The 16291-nt window shown below is 43.7% G+C and carries 12 protein-coding genes; 5 read left to right on the top strand and 7 right to left on the bottom strand.

All coding sequences use genetic code 11. The features are described from left to right. Positions 1 to 5: 5 nt before the first annotated feature. A complete protein-coding gene (locus tag INQ51_RS05510) occupies positions 6 to 554 on the top strand; it encodes a peroxiredoxin family protein (protein ID WP_233376878.1) in 549 nt (182 codons plus the stop codon). A gap of 129 nt (positions 555 to 683) precedes the next feature. On the opposite strand, the gene scpA is transcribed toward INQ51_RS05510, so the two are convergent. The 6 genes from scpA to INQ51_RS05540 all read right to left on the bottom strand — a co-directional run bounded on the left by scpA (position 684) and on the right by INQ51_RS05540 (position 9481). Beyond that, positions 684 to 2840 (bottom strand): methylmalonyl-CoA mutase, encoded by a 2157-nt coding sequence (scpA, locus tag INQ51_RS05515; protein ID WP_233376879.1) that lies wholly within the window; start codon positions 2838 to 2840, stop codon positions 684 to 686. 12 nt (positions 2841 to 2852) lie between these two features. Continuing rightward, positions 2853 to 4715 (bottom strand): methylmalonyl-CoA mutase family protein, encoded by a 1863-nt coding sequence (locus INQ51_RS05520; protein ID WP_233376880.1) that lies wholly within the window; start codon positions 4713 to 4715, stop codon positions 2853 to 2855. A 297-nt stretch (positions 4716 to 5012) separates the two neighbouring features. Then, complete coding sequence (gene dsrP / locus INQ51_RS05525; RefSeq protein ID WP_233376881.1) at positions 5013 to 6254, bottom strand: sulfate reduction electron transfer complex DsrMKJOP subunit DsrP; 1242 nt, start codon at positions 6252 to 6254, stop codon at positions 5013 to 5015. 39 nt (positions 6255 to 6293) lie between these two features. Next, positions 6294 to 7184, bottom strand: coding sequence for a 4Fe-4S dicluster domain-containing protein (locus tag INQ51_RS05530; RefSeq protein WP_233376882.1), 891 nt, complete (start codon positions 7182 to 7184; stop codon positions 6294 to 6296). Next, complete coding sequence (locus INQ51_RS05535) at positions 7171 to 7797, bottom strand: cytochrome c3 family protein (protein ID WP_233376883.1); 627 nt, start codon at positions 7795 to 7797, stop codon at positions 7171 to 7173. The genes INQ51_RS05530 and INQ51_RS05535 overlap by 14 nt, the downstream gene beginning before the upstream one ends. A 28-nt stretch (positions 7798 to 7825) precedes the next feature. Next, entirely contained in the window at positions 7826 to 9481 is a 1656-nt protein-coding gene (locus INQ51_RS05540; RefSeq protein ID WP_233376884.1) for a DUF2339 domain-containing protein, read from the bottom strand. 554 nt (positions 9482 to 10035) lie between these two features. Between INQ51_RS05540 and INQ51_RS05545 the strand changes: the two genes are divergently transcribed. The 4 genes from INQ51_RS05545 (at position 10036) to INQ51_RS05560 (ending at position 14090) form a co-directional block, all read left to right on the top strand. Beyond that, a complete protein-coding gene (locus INQ51_RS05545) occupies positions 10036 to 11823 on the top strand; it encodes a fasciclin domain-containing protein (RefSeq protein WP_233376885.1) in 1788 nt (595 codons plus the stop codon). Between the two features lie 53 nt (positions 11824 to 11876). Then, positions 11877 to 12380 (top strand): fasciclin domain-containing protein, encoded by a 504-nt coding sequence (locus INQ51_RS05550; RefSeq protein ID WP_233376886.1) that lies wholly within the window; start codon positions 11877 to 11879, stop codon positions 12378 to 12380. 183 nt (positions 12381 to 12563) lie between these two features. After that, positions 12564 to 13442: a MerR family transcriptional regulator gene (locus INQ51_RS05555; RefSeq protein ID WP_233376887.1), complete on the top strand. Its 879-nt coding sequence runs from the start codon at positions 12564 to 12566 to the stop codon at positions 13440 to 13442. 147 nt (positions 13443 to 13589) lie between these two features. Further along, positions 13590 to 14090, top strand: a complete 501-nt coding sequence (locus tag INQ51_RS05560; protein WP_233376888.1) for a hypothetical protein — start codon at positions 13590 to 13592, stop codon at positions 14088 to 14090. A 117-nt stretch (positions 14091 to 14207) separates the two neighbouring features. Here INQ51_RS05560 and metG read toward each other — a convergent pair whose 3' ends face one another. Further along, the gene (gene metG, locus INQ51_RS05565) at positions 14208 to 16241 is read right to left on the bottom strand and encodes a methionine--tRNA ligase (RefSeq protein WP_233376889.1); all 2034 of its coding nucleotides are present in this window, start codon (positions 16239 to 16241) and stop codon (positions 14208 to 14210) included. Between the last annotated feature and the right edge of the window lie 50 nt (positions 16242 to 16291).

Genomic DNA, 16291 nt, shown 5'->3' on the forward strand with positions numbered 1-16291 from the left:
TTAACATGAAAACGATTATACTCCTGGTGCTGGCATTTTTTTCAGTTACAGCATTTTCGCAACCTCATTCAAAAGTTAAAACCGGTGACAAAATCATCGATTTTAAAGCTCATTTAATTGATGGGACAGAACTACCGCTAAACCAACTATACGATCAATCGCCGCTTGTATTGATTGTCCTCCGGGGCTGGCCCGAGTACCAGTGCCCGGTCTGTACCCGCCAGGTAGGCGAATTTGTTGCCGAAGCAGATCAACTAAAAAAATACGGGGCCAAGGTTTTGATGATCTATCCCGGACCGTCGGAAGTATTGCAGGAAAAAGCGAAAGAATTTACCAGCGACTTTACTTTTCCTGAGGGATTCTATTTTGCAATCGACCCTGATTACGAAATGGTAAACCAATACGGTCTTCGATGGGATGCTCCAAAAGAAACTGCTTACCCTTCTACGTTTGTAATCGATAAAAATGGCAAAGTGGTTTTTGCCAAAGTGAGCTCAAGTCATGGAGGAAGGGCCGATGTAGAAGAGGTTGTGGAGGCTTTGGGGAACTTATAAACAAACGCTTTTATCGAAAAAATTCATTGCTATAATCTGTTCATTGTCATTTAAAAAAATAAAAGCCGATCCCTTTAGGAACCGGCTTTCGGTATATAGCGACTTCAAATATTGAGTCTTGTATTTAGCTTAGTTTTCTTTGAAAGCTTCGATCAAAATCTCAAGGATCTTTTTACCGGCAGCTGCAACGCTGCTACCCGGACCAAAAATAGCCACTGCACCTGCATCGTACAGGTATTGGTAATCCTGAGCAGGAATAACACCACCACAAATCACCATGATGTCGTCGCGACCCAGTTTTTTCAGCTCCTCGATAATGGCCGGAACCAACGTTTTGTGTCCTGCAGCCAGTGAAGAAACACCTACCACGTGCACGTCGTTTTCAACGGCTTGCTTGGCAGCTTCTTCCGGAGTCTGAAACAACGGTCCCATATCCACGTCGAAACCGATATCGGCATAACCGGTCGCTACTACTTTTGCACCGCGGTCGTGTCCGTCCTGCCCCATTTTGGCAATCATAATCCTTGGCTGACGTCCTTCCATTTCTGCGAACTTCTTAGCCAGTTCCTGTGCTTCCTGGAATTCTGACTTATCTTTTGCTTCTGCTTTGTACACGCCTTCAATCGTTCTGATTACTGCTTTATAACGACCTGCAATTTTTTCGCAGGCGTCTGAAATTTCACCCAAAGATGCGCGTTTTTTCGCTGCTTCAATCGAAAGTGCCAGCAAGTTACCTTTTCCGGTTTCCACCGCTTTGGTAATGGCTGCCAACGCTTCCTGAACTTCAGCTTCGTTACGCTCGGCACGCAGCTTATTCAAACGCTCGATCTGTGACAAACGAACAGCCGTATTGTCCACTTCCAGAATATCGATCGGATCTTCTTTTTCAAGACGGTATTTGTTCAAACCAACAATGGTTTGTGTACCGCTGTCGATCTTACCCTGTGCGCGTGCAGCTGCTTCTTCGATTCTCATTTTCGGAACACCGGTTTCGATGGCTTTTGCCATACCCCCCAGTTTTTCCACTTCTTCGATCAGCGCCCAAGCTTTCTGAGCCAGTTCGTGCGTCAGGCTTTCAACATAGTAAGAACCTGCCCATGGATCAAGCGAACGACAAACTTCGGTCTCCTGCTGAATATACAACTGGGTGTTACGTGCAATACGAGCCGAGAAATCGGTTGGCAATGCGATCGCTTCATCCAGCGCGTTGGTGTGCAAACTCTGGGTGTGACCCAGTGCTGCTGCCATCGCTTCAATAGCCGTACGACCCACGTTGTTAAACGGATCCTGCTCAGTAAGCGACCATCCCGATGTTTGCGAGTGTGTACGCAAAGCCATCGATTTTGGGTTTTTCGGGTTGAACTGGCTTACCAGTTTTGCCCAGATCATACGAGCCGCACGCATTTTTGCGATCTCCATAAAGTGGTTCATACCAATGGCCCAGAAGAACGACAAACGCGGAGCGAAAGCATCGATATCCAAACCGGCTTTAACACCCGTGCGGAGGTAATCCAAACCGTCGGCCAGTGTATAAGCCATTTCAATATCGGCAGTTGCACCAGCTTCCTGCATGTGGTAACCCGAGATGGAAATAGAGTTGAACTTCGGCATGTGTTGCGAAGTAAACTCGAAAATATCAGCAATAATTTTCATTGAGAATTCCGGCGGGTAAATGTAAGTGTTACGCACCATGAATTCTTTCAGAATATCGTTCTGAATGGTTCCGGATAGTTGCTCAAGCGTCGCTCCTTGCTCCAGACCGGTTACAATGTAGAATGCCATAATCGGAAGTACGGCACCGTTCATGGTCATGGAAACTGACATTTTATCGAGCGGAATCTGATCGAACAGGATTTTCATATCCAGAATCGAGTCGATGGCCACACCGGCTTTACCAACGTCGCCAATTACACGCGGGTGGTCAGAGTCGTATCCACGGTGAGTAGCCAAGTCGAATGCAACCGACAAACCTTTTTGTCCGGCTGCCAGGTTACGACGATAAAATGCATTGGATTCTTCAGCAGTCGAGAAACCTGCATACTGGCGGATCGTCCACGGACGCATAACGTACATGGTTGAATAAGGCCCGCGCAGATACGGAGCAACACCGGCAGCATAGTTCAGATGTTCCATGCCTTCCAGGTCTTCCTTCGTATAAACCGGTTTTACCGGAATCTGCTCAGGAGTGATCCAGTCTTTTTTGATATTGTTTTTTGCAGTCCAGTCGCCCACATCTTTTTGAGCAGCGGCTGCTTTTATGTTTATGTCTTTGAAATTCGGTTTCATTGTTTCCGCTTTTTAGATTCCCAATTTTGTTTGATACGCTTTCAGATCCTCCAGAATGTTGCTTTTCACGTGGATGAAATTGGTAATTCCTTTTTCCTGAAGTTCAGCCATACAAGCCGGAGCTCCTGCAACTACCAAAATTTCCTCCTCCAACAATTCAGCTACTTTTGGTGCAATTTCAGCATATTCCTCATCAGAACTACAAACCACAACAATCTCGGCACCCGCAGCTTTGGCGGCGGCAACACCTTCTTCAACGGTTGCAAATCCGTTATTGTCCTGTACATCGAAACCAGCTACAGCAAAGAAGTTACAGCTAAACTGTGCACGTGCCTTACGGAATGTCAGGTTACCAATGGTCAACATAAATGCCAGCGGACGTTTATTATCCTGCGAGTACATGTCGGTAGAGTAACGCAATGCTTCAAAAGCCTGTGCCCCGCGGTATGGTTTCAACGTCTCTACTTCAGCGCCTTCAACGGTCAGATCAACCGGTTCGAATACTGAACCGTCAAAACCGGGTTTCAGTTTTTCGTTGAAGTTCGGGAATTGGTTGGTTCCCAACAGGTTTTCGCGACGTTGAGCAAAACGTTTGTCGCGCTCGGCTGCCATCTTTTTAATTTCAGCCTGGACAAATCCTTCTTTAAAAGCAGCAATGAATCCGCCTTTTTCCTGAATAGTCAGGAACAGGTTCCATGCCTGATCAGCGATTGATTCGGTAAGGCTTTCGATGTAGTAAGAACCTGCCGACGGGTCAGCAATCTTACTCAAATGCGATTCTTCCTGCAACAGGATCTGCTGGTTACGGGCAATTCTTTCCGAGAATTCGGTCGGATCTTCGTAAATAGCGTTAAACGGAAGTACGGTTACCGAATGTGCACCACCCAAAATAGCCGACATGGCTTCGGTTTGTGTACGAAGCATGTTTACATACGGATCGTAAATCGTTTTGTTGTAACGGTTGGTTTCGCTGTGAACGATCATTTTTGCCGAACACTTGCACTCAGGTGCGTAAGCTTCCACAATTTTGGCCCACAAAAGACGTCCGGCACGCAACTTTGCAATTTCCATGAAATAGTTGTTGCCGATACCAAAATTGAATTTGATGGCTTTTGCAGCATCGTCGATTGAAACGCCGGCTTCGGTAAGTTGAGTTAAATACTCAGCTCCCTGTGCCAATGAAAACGCCAGTTCCTGAACAATGGATGAGCCGCTGTTGGCGAAGAATTTACCATGAACGGCCACCATTCTGAATTTTGGCAACGCTTTGGCTTTTTCGATCGCCGGTTTCAGCTTAGCCACAGCTCCTTCTTCCAGAACTCCTTTTAATACAAAGGTTCCGATTGGGTCGGTAGCAGTTGAAGCCACAACATTTTCCCTGTTCCATTTTCCGGCCGAAACGTAGTCTACAAAAAGTTCAGCCAGGTTGCAATCGTCGCTGGGGCAAACCATGTTTACCTCGGCCGCTTCCAGACAAATGTCTTTCAGCAAAATTGCCAGGTTTTCTTTGGTTACCGAACAGCAGTCGCTGAACAGAAAGCCTAAGGAAGTAACTCCTTTACCTAAAACCCGAAGTGCTTTAGCATTGGCTTCTTCGAAATCAGTTACAAAAATGTTTTGACGGATAAACCAGGTGTTATTGGTTTTATTGTTTCCCCGCACAAATGGAAATTCACCGGGAAGTGACTCCAGGTAATCCTTTCCTGCAAGGTTTTCCTGACGGTAATACGGACGAACGTTGAAGCCCTCGAAAGTCTTCCAGACCAACGCACGATCGTAGTCTTTGCCTTTTAAATCGGCAATAATTTTGGCTTCCCACTCTTCTGTGGTAACAGAATTGAATTCAGTGAAAAGCTTTTTATCTTTTTCTGCCATGTTGAAAGTTGTTTTTGAAAATCGTCCGGCAAACTTAAGTGTTTTAGCTGATTGAGAGAATCAAAGCACTTTGTTTTTGAGGAATGTTAACAAAAATCATATTTCCGATGACTTAAACTTAAGGTTAAATTAAAAATGAAAATTTTTTACCCTCAATTTTTGTTCCTCCCAAAAGAAAACAAGCATAAAAGTCAACTACAAAAAACTACATATCAACACATTAATAAGAACTATTCTAAATAAACTATCTGTCAACAAACGCCTTCAAAAAACATTAATATGCCAACTAAAATTGACTTACGCTTGAATTCTCACACTTTCTTCTTCGCGGCGAATAGAACCAATGTTATAATTCTCGAAAATAATCGCTATGGCCACCTTCACCAAAAAAGTAAAAAGCAAAGATCCCAGCGAAAAGATCATAACGGCAGTTCTGATCTCGGTCATCGAAGGTGTGTACACATAAATTTGCCCCAAAACGTCGGGAGTGAAACCCGGGATGATCAGCGCAATACCTTTCTCAACGTAAACGCTGGAATAAATCAGCACTGTTCCAATGTTCAATGTCACAAAGTTTTTTCGTGTTTTGGGAATAAGGAAGAGGATAAAAGCGGCAAAACCCATCCCGATCGACAACCAACTGTACGGCACAAGTTCCTTGTTGTCTCCAATTCCAAAGAGCAAATATTTCCAGTACAACAGGTGCTGCGTTCCGGAATAAAACTCCTTGAAAAGTTCGGCGATCGTAAAAAACAGGTAGATAAACATGGCGTAAACCATTAATTCGGCAATTCTCCAAATGGCTTCGTCTTTAATTTCGAAACTGGTAACTTTCCGGAGTATCTGAAAAAGAATCAGCAAAATAGCTGGTCCCGAACAAAAGGCCGATGCAAGAAAGCGTGGCGCCAGCAAAGCGCTGTTCCAAAACGGACGGGCAGGCAGTGCGTTGTACAAAAAGGCTGTTACGGTATGAATTCCCACTGCCATCGGGATACTGAGAAAAACGATGGTAAGCACCATCTTTTTACGATACTCCTTTTGATAGAAGATGGAATACAACAGATGCGACACCACCACGAAGTTGATAATCAGGTAAGCCAGCAAAAAGAAGAAGTCCCACGAAAGCATGGAATACGGGAAATTCATGGTCCCCAAAATAGGCAGCATGTGCCAGAACCGCATGGGATTTCCAATGTCGACCACAATAAATGCGATGCTCATGATTACCGCACAAACGGCCAGCAACTCGCCAAAAATTGTGATCTCCTTTATGGGTTTCCAGTTGTAAATGTAAGCCGGAATTACCAGCATCACAGCAGCCGCGGCAACTCCCACCAAAAACGTAAAATTACCGATGTAAAATGCCCACGATACCGAATCTCGCATATTGGTGGTTATCAGACCGTCGCGAAGCTGCCCTGCGTATCCGCCGGCTCCCCACACGATCAACACAAAAAGAAACAGCAACCATGCATAATAGGTTTTTGTTCCCCGGAAAAACAGCTGCACACTACCTTTTACAAAACGGATGAAATTCATATCTAACGCATTTTATTTTTAAAGCTTCCACTGAATAAATCACACACCAAAAAAGTAATAGAACTTGGGCTGCGTGTTTAATTCCTCTTTTAATACGAGAACTCTTTTGTTCTCCAGGATGTACCTGATTTCGCTATTGGGATCGAGCAGGTTGCCAAATTTCCGGGCGCCCACCGGGCAAATTTCCACACAGGCAGGATACCTTCCCTCTCTCACCCGCTGAATACAAAAAGTACATTTCTCCACCACGCCTTTCATTCTTGGCCGGTTTCCGAGGTAATGCATTTCGGTGTTTATTTCCTCTTCCGGAATTTCGGGTTTCCCCCAGTTGAAATGCCGCGCCCCGTAAGGACAGGCAGCCATACAATACCGACAGCCAATGCACCAGTTGTAATCTACCACCACAATTCCATCAGGTTCCTGCCAGGTTGCTTTTACCGGACAAACCGTTGTGCACTGCGGCGTTCGGCATTGCTGACACTGAACCGGCAAATAAAAATGCCCTTCTTCGGGAACGGTTTCCGGATTGTAATGAACATCGGAATGCACAAAGTCAATACCTTTTTCCTTTTCCATTTGCAGCACCTGAATCCAGTGAATCTGTGGCTCACGCGACTGGTTGTTTTCCTCCACACAGGCATAAACACACTTTCTGCAACCAATGCATCTTGAAATATCGAGGGCATACCCAAACAAAGTTCCGTCCATGGCCGGCTTATCCGACAAATGAAACTCCTTGTGATACTTTTCCTTGTATTCGGCCTCCAACTCTTCAATAAGCTGTTTTTTCTCCTTTTCAGACAAGGTCCTGAAATTCTTTTGAAAAAACTTCTCCAACTCCTTTAACGAACACCCCGAAAGTGCAAGGGCAGAAGCTGAAGCCAGTGAAATATTTTTGAGGAAGGACCTCCTTGAATTACTTTTCTTCATCGTTCTCCTGGTTTTTCGGTTCGTAAATTTTTATGTCCTCTTGCCTTACAGGAGGGGGCTCAGGCGTCATCGATTCAAACTTCGGGGAATGAGGATTGTGGCAATGAACGCAAAGCAAATACTCTTTTTTGCCATTCCACTCCCCGATTCGTTTTCCATGAACGCCCACTTTCCAGTCTCGAAGTTTCTCTCCGTGACATTGTCCGCAGAGTTTATATGATTCTTCAAACGAAAGCAATTTGCCGCTGGCCAGTCTCAGTGAATCCCGGTTATTCATGTCGTGGCAGTCGAGGCACCACCGGTTTTCGCTGTCGTGATTAAAAATAGCGCTGATGTCATCGTGAAAATCAACCAACTCTCTTCGCTGCGGATTGGGGACAATATCGGAATGACAATCGTTGCACGGAAAAATTCCGTCGGTAAGCGGAGGCGGCTCTACCGCGATCTCAGTTGACTCGTTGGTATATTGCACGACGTTTCCCGCTTTCAAATTGGAATCAGCTTCTTCCTGCTCCGCCTGTGAACCGGAAGCTGAACAAGCTCCCAAAACGACCAACATAAACAGCGCCGGAATCCACCGGCCGAAGTGCCTGTTTCTTTTTAATTGCCTCATTCGTATAGACTTAAATTTCATGTTAATTTTACTCCTTTTTCCTGACCTGGTATTTTGTATACCAGATCGAAACGGTGATCGAAATAATTGCCAGTCCCAGAAAAGCCAGAATCCGATACTCAATATTTACACTCGACATATCGACAAAAATCAGGCGTACTGCAGATACAACCACGGCTGAAATAGCCAGCCAACGGTATTTGATATTTTTTAATAGATAACCGACTAAAAAGAAAAGCAAGCCTGCGAATATCCAGGTTGCAGTGATGTAGGAAGGAGGAGAAACATGGTAAAAAGCAACCAGTGTCATTACAAATCCCAGCAGCAAGTAGAGGTTTCGAACCAGTTCGGTTTTAATATTCAGTCGTTCTTTTTGCCAGTTTATGATTCGGGCAGAAACGAAGGCAACCAGCATGAACGAGAAATTCGTTAAGTGGTTATTTTCATGCGATTGCACTGCAAATACCAGAAAAACCATAAATAAAATGGTATTCATAACAATCATAAACCGCGACCTGAACCACAAGGCAAACGACACCACCAACAAACTTTGAAGTGCAAAAAGACCGTAAGAATCGGGCAATCCGAAGATTCCGTAAATGACCACACTTAAGGTCAAAAATCCGTAAAGAACATAGATGGAAGCGATTAACCGGATGTCGGATTTTAAACGGAGCAATGCTGCATACAAAATACACAACACCGTTACGATCGCGGATATCGGCACATAATTGTTCTCGAAATAGGTAAGAAGAATGGTTGCAAGAATGACGGTAAAACCCAGCCCGTTCCAAATGATGGTAACAATGACCAATTCGCTGGAGATCGTTTCTTTTCGCGGAAGGATGGCAACGATTGAAAAGACAATTCCCGTGAGTATCGGGAAAATATACAAGCCGCTTACCGAAGCAACAAACTCCGGATTATTTCCCATAAAAGGATTATTGAGCAACCACACCAAATGAAGCAGGTAAACAAGAAAAATGAAGAACAAAGTAAGTTTTAACCAGGCAAAACGGCGATACAGTTCCAGCGTAAGAACAGCAACAATTGTTGCCAATATTGCGATTACCGCTGCTGAATCGAAAAACACTCCGGCCCCCATCAGCATAATCAAAGACAAGCCTGCCGTAATCTGCGACTTTTTACGAAAAGCAATGTACAGAAACACCAACGACACTAAAATCAACAATACAAAAGCGGGGATTTTATTTTGTACCAACGGATTTTCCTGGAAGAAATATAGCCGAAGCGTAAAAAAGTACAACAGAAAATGCCCGTTATACACCAGTAACTTCGAGATTACCGAAAGCGATTCCCGGATGTAATAGGCGCAAATATAAATCGAAGCTACTGCGGCAAAACCCACCAACATGGAAACAACCCGGTTTCCCGAATTCTGTAAATAATTGACGAGAAATATTAATCCCAGAAACAGGACGATATTTCCCAACCAGGCCATCCCGTATTCGCCAACACGAAATTCAATGGAGCCTTTGTTCTCAAATGGCAGCTTGATGTCTATCCCATCGTCTTGCGGAGGATGTTCCTTTTTTCTGGTGATAAACTCCCGAACACCGGCCTTTTCGAGCGATCGCTCAATGTTGGTCAAACGCTCGTTTAAAGCATCCAGTTCTTTCTTGAGACCTTCAAATCCGGGGGAATTTGATGTTTCTCCCTGCATGACCACTGGTCTGTGATTGATTTCTTTCCTTTGGAATTTCGCCAGAAAGCTTTACCCGATAAAAGCGCCGTTCATAAGCGCAACATCCCAGAACGTCAAAAACAACAAACTCAAAACTTTTTTGGGTTTGTTTTACGACCATTTCGTTTTCGGTAATACCAACATGTTCCGAAGAACCGGATTTTACTCATGTTGGCACACCTTCAACACCTAAAAAGATGTATCTATCTAAATGTAAGCATTTTATTACCTCAGACTAACATGCTCCACTTGACAAATATCAACGCCAAAGAAGATTTAATTCAGTAAGCGAGAAAGAGCTTCACAAGAAGAAATACTAAAAGCAAAATTACAATATATTAATTTTTAACTTTTATTAACTTTTTGATGTAAGCCCTTTAAAAATTACACTTTCATACACATTAAGTATTTTTTGTTTATTTATTTAAGAATTAAATTAAACATTTTTTGTTTAAAGTTGTATTAGCTAATGCTAAACAAAACAATTTAAACGAGCAGAGCAGAAAACTTTTTAATCACTTTAAATCAGAATCATGAAAACAAAAAATCTATTTAAGAATGCAAAAGCAGGTTTCAACTTGCTACTGATGCTCTTCTTCGCTATTGGAGTGGTATCACTAACATCTTGCGAAGACGATGACGAACCAATGCCAGAAGCCGAAATGGAAAAAACGATTGTGGATGTTGCAGCAGAAGCTGGGTCATTCCAAATATTGTTACAAGCTGCCCAAAAAGCAGGTTTGGCCAACTTCCTAAGTACGGAGAAAAACCTTACCGTTTTTGCGCCAACCGATGCTGCTTTTTCGACTTTGCTCGGAGATCTGGGCTTAAGTAGCCTTGACGATATCGACAATGCAACCCTTGCTTCTATTTTAACTTACCATGTTGTCAGCGGCATGGCTTATGCCAACACGCTCTCAACGGGCGTTCTGCCAAGCTTAAACAACAATTCTCCCGATCAAAAGCCACTCTCGTTAATGGTTAACATTGGAAACGATGTGATGATTAACAACGCAAAAGTTGCAGCTGCCGATGTAATGGCATCAAACGGAATCATTCATGTAATCGACAAGGTTTTACTTCCTCCTTCGGTTGTCGACCTTGCCACGTACTCCGGTAATTTTTCATCATTGGTAAGTGCTGTTGTGAAAGCCGATTTAGTTGAAGCTTTGAGCGGAGACGGACCGTTCACTGTTTTCGCACCCACCAACGATGCTTTCGCCGAGCTTTTTGCTGTCTTGGGAATTACCGGTCTTGATGAAGTAGCAATGAACGATCTTACCTCAATTTTAACCTACCATGTTGTTGGAGATAATGTATTGTCAACAGAACTATCAGCAGGAATGGTTGAAGCATTGTCCGGTGAATCATTCGACGTAACCACTGACGGCGGTGTTATCCTAAATGGAAACATTAAAGTTACAGCAACAGATATTCAGGGGACAAATGGCGTAATTCACGTTATTGACGCTGTTTTGGTTCCTCCAACTCAAAAGTCGAATACCATAGCTGATATAGCCGTGGCCAATTCGGAGTTTTCAATTCTGGTTGAGGCGCTCATGAAAGCTGACCTGGTAGGAGCGGTGTCGGATAAGGGGGCAGATTTGACCGTTTTTGCTCCAACCAACGATGCCTTTGTGGCGCTTCTTTCAGACTTGGGAGCCAGTTCATTGGATGATGTTCCTGTAGAAACACTGACCAACATTTTACTGTACCATGTCATTGGCAGTAAAGCCATGTCAACAGATTTAAGTAGTGGCTATTACCCCACACTTTCAACTTATAGCGGAAACAATATTTCGATGTACATCAAGGTTGACGACGGTGTTTACATCAACAAAAATACGATGGTTACCACCCCTGATATTGAAGCAGACAATGGGGTTATTCACGTAGTTAACAAGGTAATACTTCCGCCTTCGGTTGTAAACATCGCGATCGACAACAGCAATTTCAGCACACTGGTTGATGCAGTTGTTAAGGCAGGATTAGTGGACGCTCTTAGCGGGACAGGACCATTTACTGTGTTTGCTCCAACCAATGATGCATTTGCTGAACTGTTCAACACACTTGGAATATCTGGTATAGATGATTTAACAGCAGAACAGCTTACACCAATCTTAACCTACCACGTTGTTTCGGGCAATGTACTTTCAACCGACCTGAGCAATGGCACAGTAACGACGCTCAATACAGAGAACAATCTTACTATTGATCTCACTGCTGGAGTTAAAATTAACGATTCGAATGTAATTGCCGCCGACATACAGGCAAGCAACGGAGTGGTTCATGTAATCGATAAAGTATTGATCCCCGAGTAAAAAACAGAATGTCAGAAAAAAGCTATTTATAAATCATATTAAAAATTAACACGATGAAAACAACAAAACAACTTCTATCAATTGTATTGGTCACAGTATTAACTGTTTCCCTTAGCCTGAGTGCTAAAGCTAAAACCGACGGCGAAGCATCTTCCTCAACCGTCGTTGAAATAGCTGCCGGAAATCCTGATTTCTCCATTTTGGTGGATGCAGTAAAAAAAGCAGATCTTGCAGGTGCACTTAGCGCCGAAGGACCATTTACCGTTTTTGCTCCAACCAACGAAGCTTTTACCACCTTGTTTAAGCAATTGGGCGTCGACGGAATTAAAGATTTAACAGCTGAGCAGCTCACACCTATTCTTACTTACCATGTTGTAGCAGGGAAAGTAATGTCGGGCGATCTTTCCAATACTTCTGTTGCTACTTTGAACGGAAAGAAAATTAAGATCGATCTGACGAACGGAGTAATGATCAACGACAGTAAAGTTGTTACCCCTGATATTTCAGGGAAAAACGGGGTGATACATGTGATCGACAAAGTGCTGATTCCAGAGTAAATTATGACAGCCATGACATTTGCAAAAGGATTCCACCCGGAATCCTTTTATTTTTCACCTTTCACTGAACAAAACAGGAGAAACTTCCTTATTATGACAAGCTCATTTTCGTTTAATCTTAATTCAACTTGATTAAACAAAGTGCAACAATTACCTTTACAAAATATCAGAAGATCAGGAAAAATGAAAACAGCGGGTTATTCCATAAAAGACCTCGAAGTGCTCTCCGGAATTAAGATGCACACCATTCGGATCTGGGAGAAAAGGTATGAGCTTTTAAGCCCGAACCGCACAGATACCAACATTCGCCTTTACGACGATGAAGATCTGAAGCGACTGCTGAATATTTCGCTCCTGACAAAAAACGGCTACAAAATTTCGAAAGTCTCCCAATGGAATGACAACGAAATAAAAGACACTGTTATTAAGCTGGCATCCTCAAAAACTTCTTACTCCGACTACATCGACCGGTTTATGTTTCTGATGGTAGAATTAGACACGGTCGGCTTCGAGAAACTGTTAAATGAAGTACTTTCGGAATTCTCGTTTGAAGATGCACATTTCAATATTCTTTTTAAGCTGTTTGAGCGTGTTGGAACTTACTGGCAGGTTGGTTCTATTTTTCCGGCCCAGGAGCACTACGTCACCCATCTGTTTCGCCAAAAGTTAATTGCTGAAATTGACAAACTTGGTAGTTCGGAAGCCGGAAAGCGAACCATTTTGTTTTACCTGCCCGAAAACGAGTTACACGAAATGAGTTTGCTTTTCTACTCATACCTGGCACGAAAAAGTGGCTACAACGTTTTCTATTTGGGTCAGTCGGTTCCGTTTGAAGACCTTGAAAAAATAAGTACCGCCAAAGAAGTTGATTACGTTTTTACTGCTTTTGTCAACTCCATTCCTCCAGATGAACTGGAAGATTACCTGGTCCGACTCAGAGAGTGTTTTCCGAAACAAAAAGTATTTATTACCGGGCACCAGGTTCGGCAAAACAACCCGGCGCTGCCACGTAACTTCAAAACGGTAAAAGACCACCACGAATTCAAAAAATACCTGGGCTGACCGTGCAGAATTGTGTCGCACCGGAAAGCAAGCATTCCGATATCATCCCTTTTGTTAATTAATGTAAAAAGGACATAATGCGGTTTTTTTACCCTAAAATTTCATCCTATTTTTCATAAATTGCATCCCTGTAACTGAAACGAAAAGATGGAAAAGCTAAGTTGGACAAAGGATATTTTTGGGTCGAAGCTTGAAATCAGGCAGGGGGCGAGTAAAATCGGAAGCATTAACTGGGACAACATGCTCAGTTCGCAGGCACAGGCCATGATTAACGGCAAACTTTTTACGCTTAACCGCGAATTTTTTCTCTCGAAACTTGAGATTTACGACTCCAACAGCCAGTCGCTGCTCGGAACCATCATGATCAACTTCTTTAATACCCGCAGCGATGTGCTGATCAACGGGAAACGTTTTGAACTGGAAATAAAAAACTTCTGGCAATCGCGGTGGTCGTGGAAATTTAACGGCAACGACATTATCAGTTACACTTCTCACGAATTTGTTACCAAAGACAAAGGCACCATCGAACTAGCCACCCCCATTAACGACGAGGTGGAAATCCTCATTCTGCTGGGGCTGTTTGTGCGCAACCAGTTTATCCTCTTTATGTTGCTGATTCTGCTGATCGTAGTTGTGATAATCGTTTAAGCAAAAACCGTCTCTGCGTACAGAAACGGTTTAATATAATAGTGTAAGTTTCCTACCCGATTTAACTCGGCAAGAACCCTTACGGAAAAGCACCAACAAGAGTTGGCACTTGTATTTTTAGCGAATCTCAGAGCCGTTTTTCACCTTTTTATCAGGCGAAACAATCGACAGAGTCCCGTCAGCATTCTCCGCACAAAGAATCATTCCCTGTGATTCAATTCCTTTCAGGCTTTTAGGCGCCAGGTTCACCAAAATAGAAACCTGTTTGCCAATCAGTTCTTCGGGCTGGTAATATTCCGCAATGCCGGAAACCACTGTACGTTTGTCAATACCTGTATCGATTGTAAGTTTCAGCAGCTTCTTCGTTTTGGCCACCTTTTCGCACTCGATAACGGTTCCAGCGCGAACATCCATTTTGGCAAAATCATCAAACTCGATGTTTTCTTTGGCCGGAGCAGCTTTAGCCGTTGCCATTTCGTTGGCTTTCTTGGTATCTTCCAGTTTCTGAAGCTGGGTTTCGATCACACTGTCTTCAATTTTTTCAAAAAGAAGCTCGGGTTTGTTCACCTTATGACCAACCGGCAACAAGGCGGTATCGCCCAGTTTTTCCCAATCCATTTTCTCCAGGTTCAGGAAGCCGCGCAGTTTATCCATGCTAAACGGAAGGAAAGGCTCCAGGCAAATCGTCAAATTGGCAGTAACCTGCAAACAAACATTCAGGATGGTTTTTACCCGCTCAGGATCAGTTTTAATCACCTTCCAAGGTTCCTCGTCGGCCAGGTATTTATTGCCCAAACGCGCCAGGTCCATGGCATTTTTCAGCGCTTCGCGAATCCGGAAATTATCCAGGCTCTTCTCCACATCGGCTTTTATGGTGGAGATGGAAGCCAGTGTTTCTTTGTCAAAATCCGAAAGTTCCCCGGCTGCCGGAATTACACCCTCGTAATATTTTTGCGTAAGCACCAGTGCGCGGTTTACAAAGTTACCCAGCACCGCTACGAGTTCGTTATTGTTACGTGCCTGAAAATCTTTCCAGGTAAAATCGTTGTCTTTGGTTTCCGGCGCATTGGCTGTCAACACATATTTCAGCACATCTTCTTTTCCCGGGAATTCTTCCAGGTATTCATGCAACCAAACTGCCCAGTTTCGTGAAGTGGAGATTTTATCGTTCTCCAGGTTCAGGAATTCATTCGCCGGCACATTTTCAGGCAAGTTGTAGGTTCCTTCTGCTTTCAGCATAGCCGGGAAAATGATACAGTGAAAAACAATGTTGTCTTTCCCGATAAAATGCAACATCCGTGTTTCCGGGTCCTTCCAGTAAGTTTCCCACTCGGGTGTCAGTTCTTTAGTAGCAGAAATATAACCGATCGGTGCATCAAACCATACGTACAACACTTTGCCTTCGATACCTTCCACCGGCACCGGCACACCCCATTCGAGGTCGCGGGTAACCGCACGCGGCTGCAAACCTCCGTCAATCCACGATTTCACCTGGCCATAAACATTCGGTTTCCACTCTTTGTGGCCTTCCAGTATCCACTCGCGCAACCACGGCTCGTATTGGTCGAGCGGCAAATACCAGTGTTTGGTTTCCTTTAAAACCGGCTGGTTTCCGCTAAGGGTCGATGTTGGATTGATCAATTCAGTCGGGCTAAGCGATGTTCCGCAGCTTTCGCACTGGTCGCCATAAGCTTTTTCAAAACCACATTTCGGACAGGTGCCAATAATGTAGCGGTCAGCCAAAAACTGTTTGTTCTCCTCGTCGAAATATTGTTCCGATGTTTTTTCAATTAACTTACCCGTTTCGTAAAGCTTTCTGAAAAATTCAGAAGCCGTTTCGTGATGAATCTCCGAACTCGTACGCGAATACACATCAAACGAAATACCCAGTTTCTGAAAAGATTCCTTGATAATTTCGTGGTACCTATCTACAATATCCTGCGGCGTAACACCTTCATTTTTAGCCTTGATCGTAATCGGCACTCCGTGTTCGTCGGAACCGCCAATCATAATCACGTCTTCCTTTTTTAGGCGAAGGTAACGGGCATAAATATCAGCCGGAACATAAACTCCGGCCAGGTGACCGATGTGAATCGGGCCATTGGCATAAGGTAGCGCAGTGGTTATCAGCGTACGTTTGAACTTACTCATTCTGAATTATTTTGAAGATTCTTTGATTTCTTTTTCAGGGGGGCAAAGAT

The sequence above is a fragment of the Maribellus sp. CM-23 genome (assembly GCF_021354595.1).
Classification (GTDB): Bacteria; Bacteroidota; Bacteroidia; order Bacteroidales; family Prolixibacteraceae; genus Draconibacterium.

What these genes read in the sequence shown, in the direction of transcription:
- metG (WP_233376889.1), bottom strand. Translation starts at nt 16,241, where the DNA reads ATGAGTAAGTTCAAACGTACGCTGATAACCACTGCGCTACCTTATGCC.
- INQ51_RS05540 (WP_233376884.1), bottom strand. Translation starts at nt 9,481, where the DNA reads ATGCAGGGAGAAACATCAAATTCCCCCGGATTTGAAGGTCTCAAGAAA.
- INQ51_RS05555 (WP_233376887.1), top strand. Translation starts at nt 12,564, where the DNA reads ATGAAAACAGCGGGTTATTCCATAAAAGACCTCGAAGTGCTCTCCGGA.
- INQ51_RS05550 (WP_233376886.1), top strand. Translation starts at nt 11,877, where the DNA reads ATGAAAACAACAAAACAACTTCTATCAATTGTATTGGTCACAGTATTA.
- INQ51_RS05560 (WP_233376888.1), top strand. Translation starts at nt 13,590, where the DNA reads ATGGAAAAGCTAAGTTGGACAAAGGATATTTTTGGGTCGAAGCTTGAA.
- INQ51_RS05545 (WP_233376885.1), top strand. Translation starts at nt 10,036, where the DNA reads ATGAAAACAAAAAATCTATTTAAGAATGCAAAAGCAGGTTTCAACTTG.
- INQ51_RS05510 (WP_233376878.1), top strand. Translation starts at nt 6, where the DNA reads ATGAAAACGATTATACTCCTGGTGCTGGCATTTTTTTCAGTTACAGCA.
- INQ51_RS05535 (WP_233376883.1), bottom strand. Translation starts at nt 7,797, where the DNA reads ATGAGGCAATTAAAAAGAAACAGGCACTTCGGCCGGTGGATTCCGGCG.
- dsrP (WP_233376881.1), bottom strand. Translation starts at nt 6,254, where the DNA reads ATGAATTTCATCCGTTTTGTAAAAGGTAGTGTGCAGCTGTTTTTCCGG.
- INQ51_RS05530 (WP_233376882.1), bottom strand. Translation starts at nt 7,184, where the DNA reads ATGAAGAAAAGTAATTCAAGGAGGTCCTTCCTCAAAAATATTTCACTG.
- INQ51_RS05520 (WP_233376880.1), bottom strand. Translation starts at nt 4,715, where the DNA reads ATGGCAGAAAAAGATAAAAAGCTTTTCACTGAATTCAATTCTGTTACC.
- scpA (WP_233376879.1), bottom strand. Translation starts at nt 2,840, where the DNA reads ATGAAACCGAATTTCAAAGACATAAACATAAAAGCAGCCGCTGCTCAA.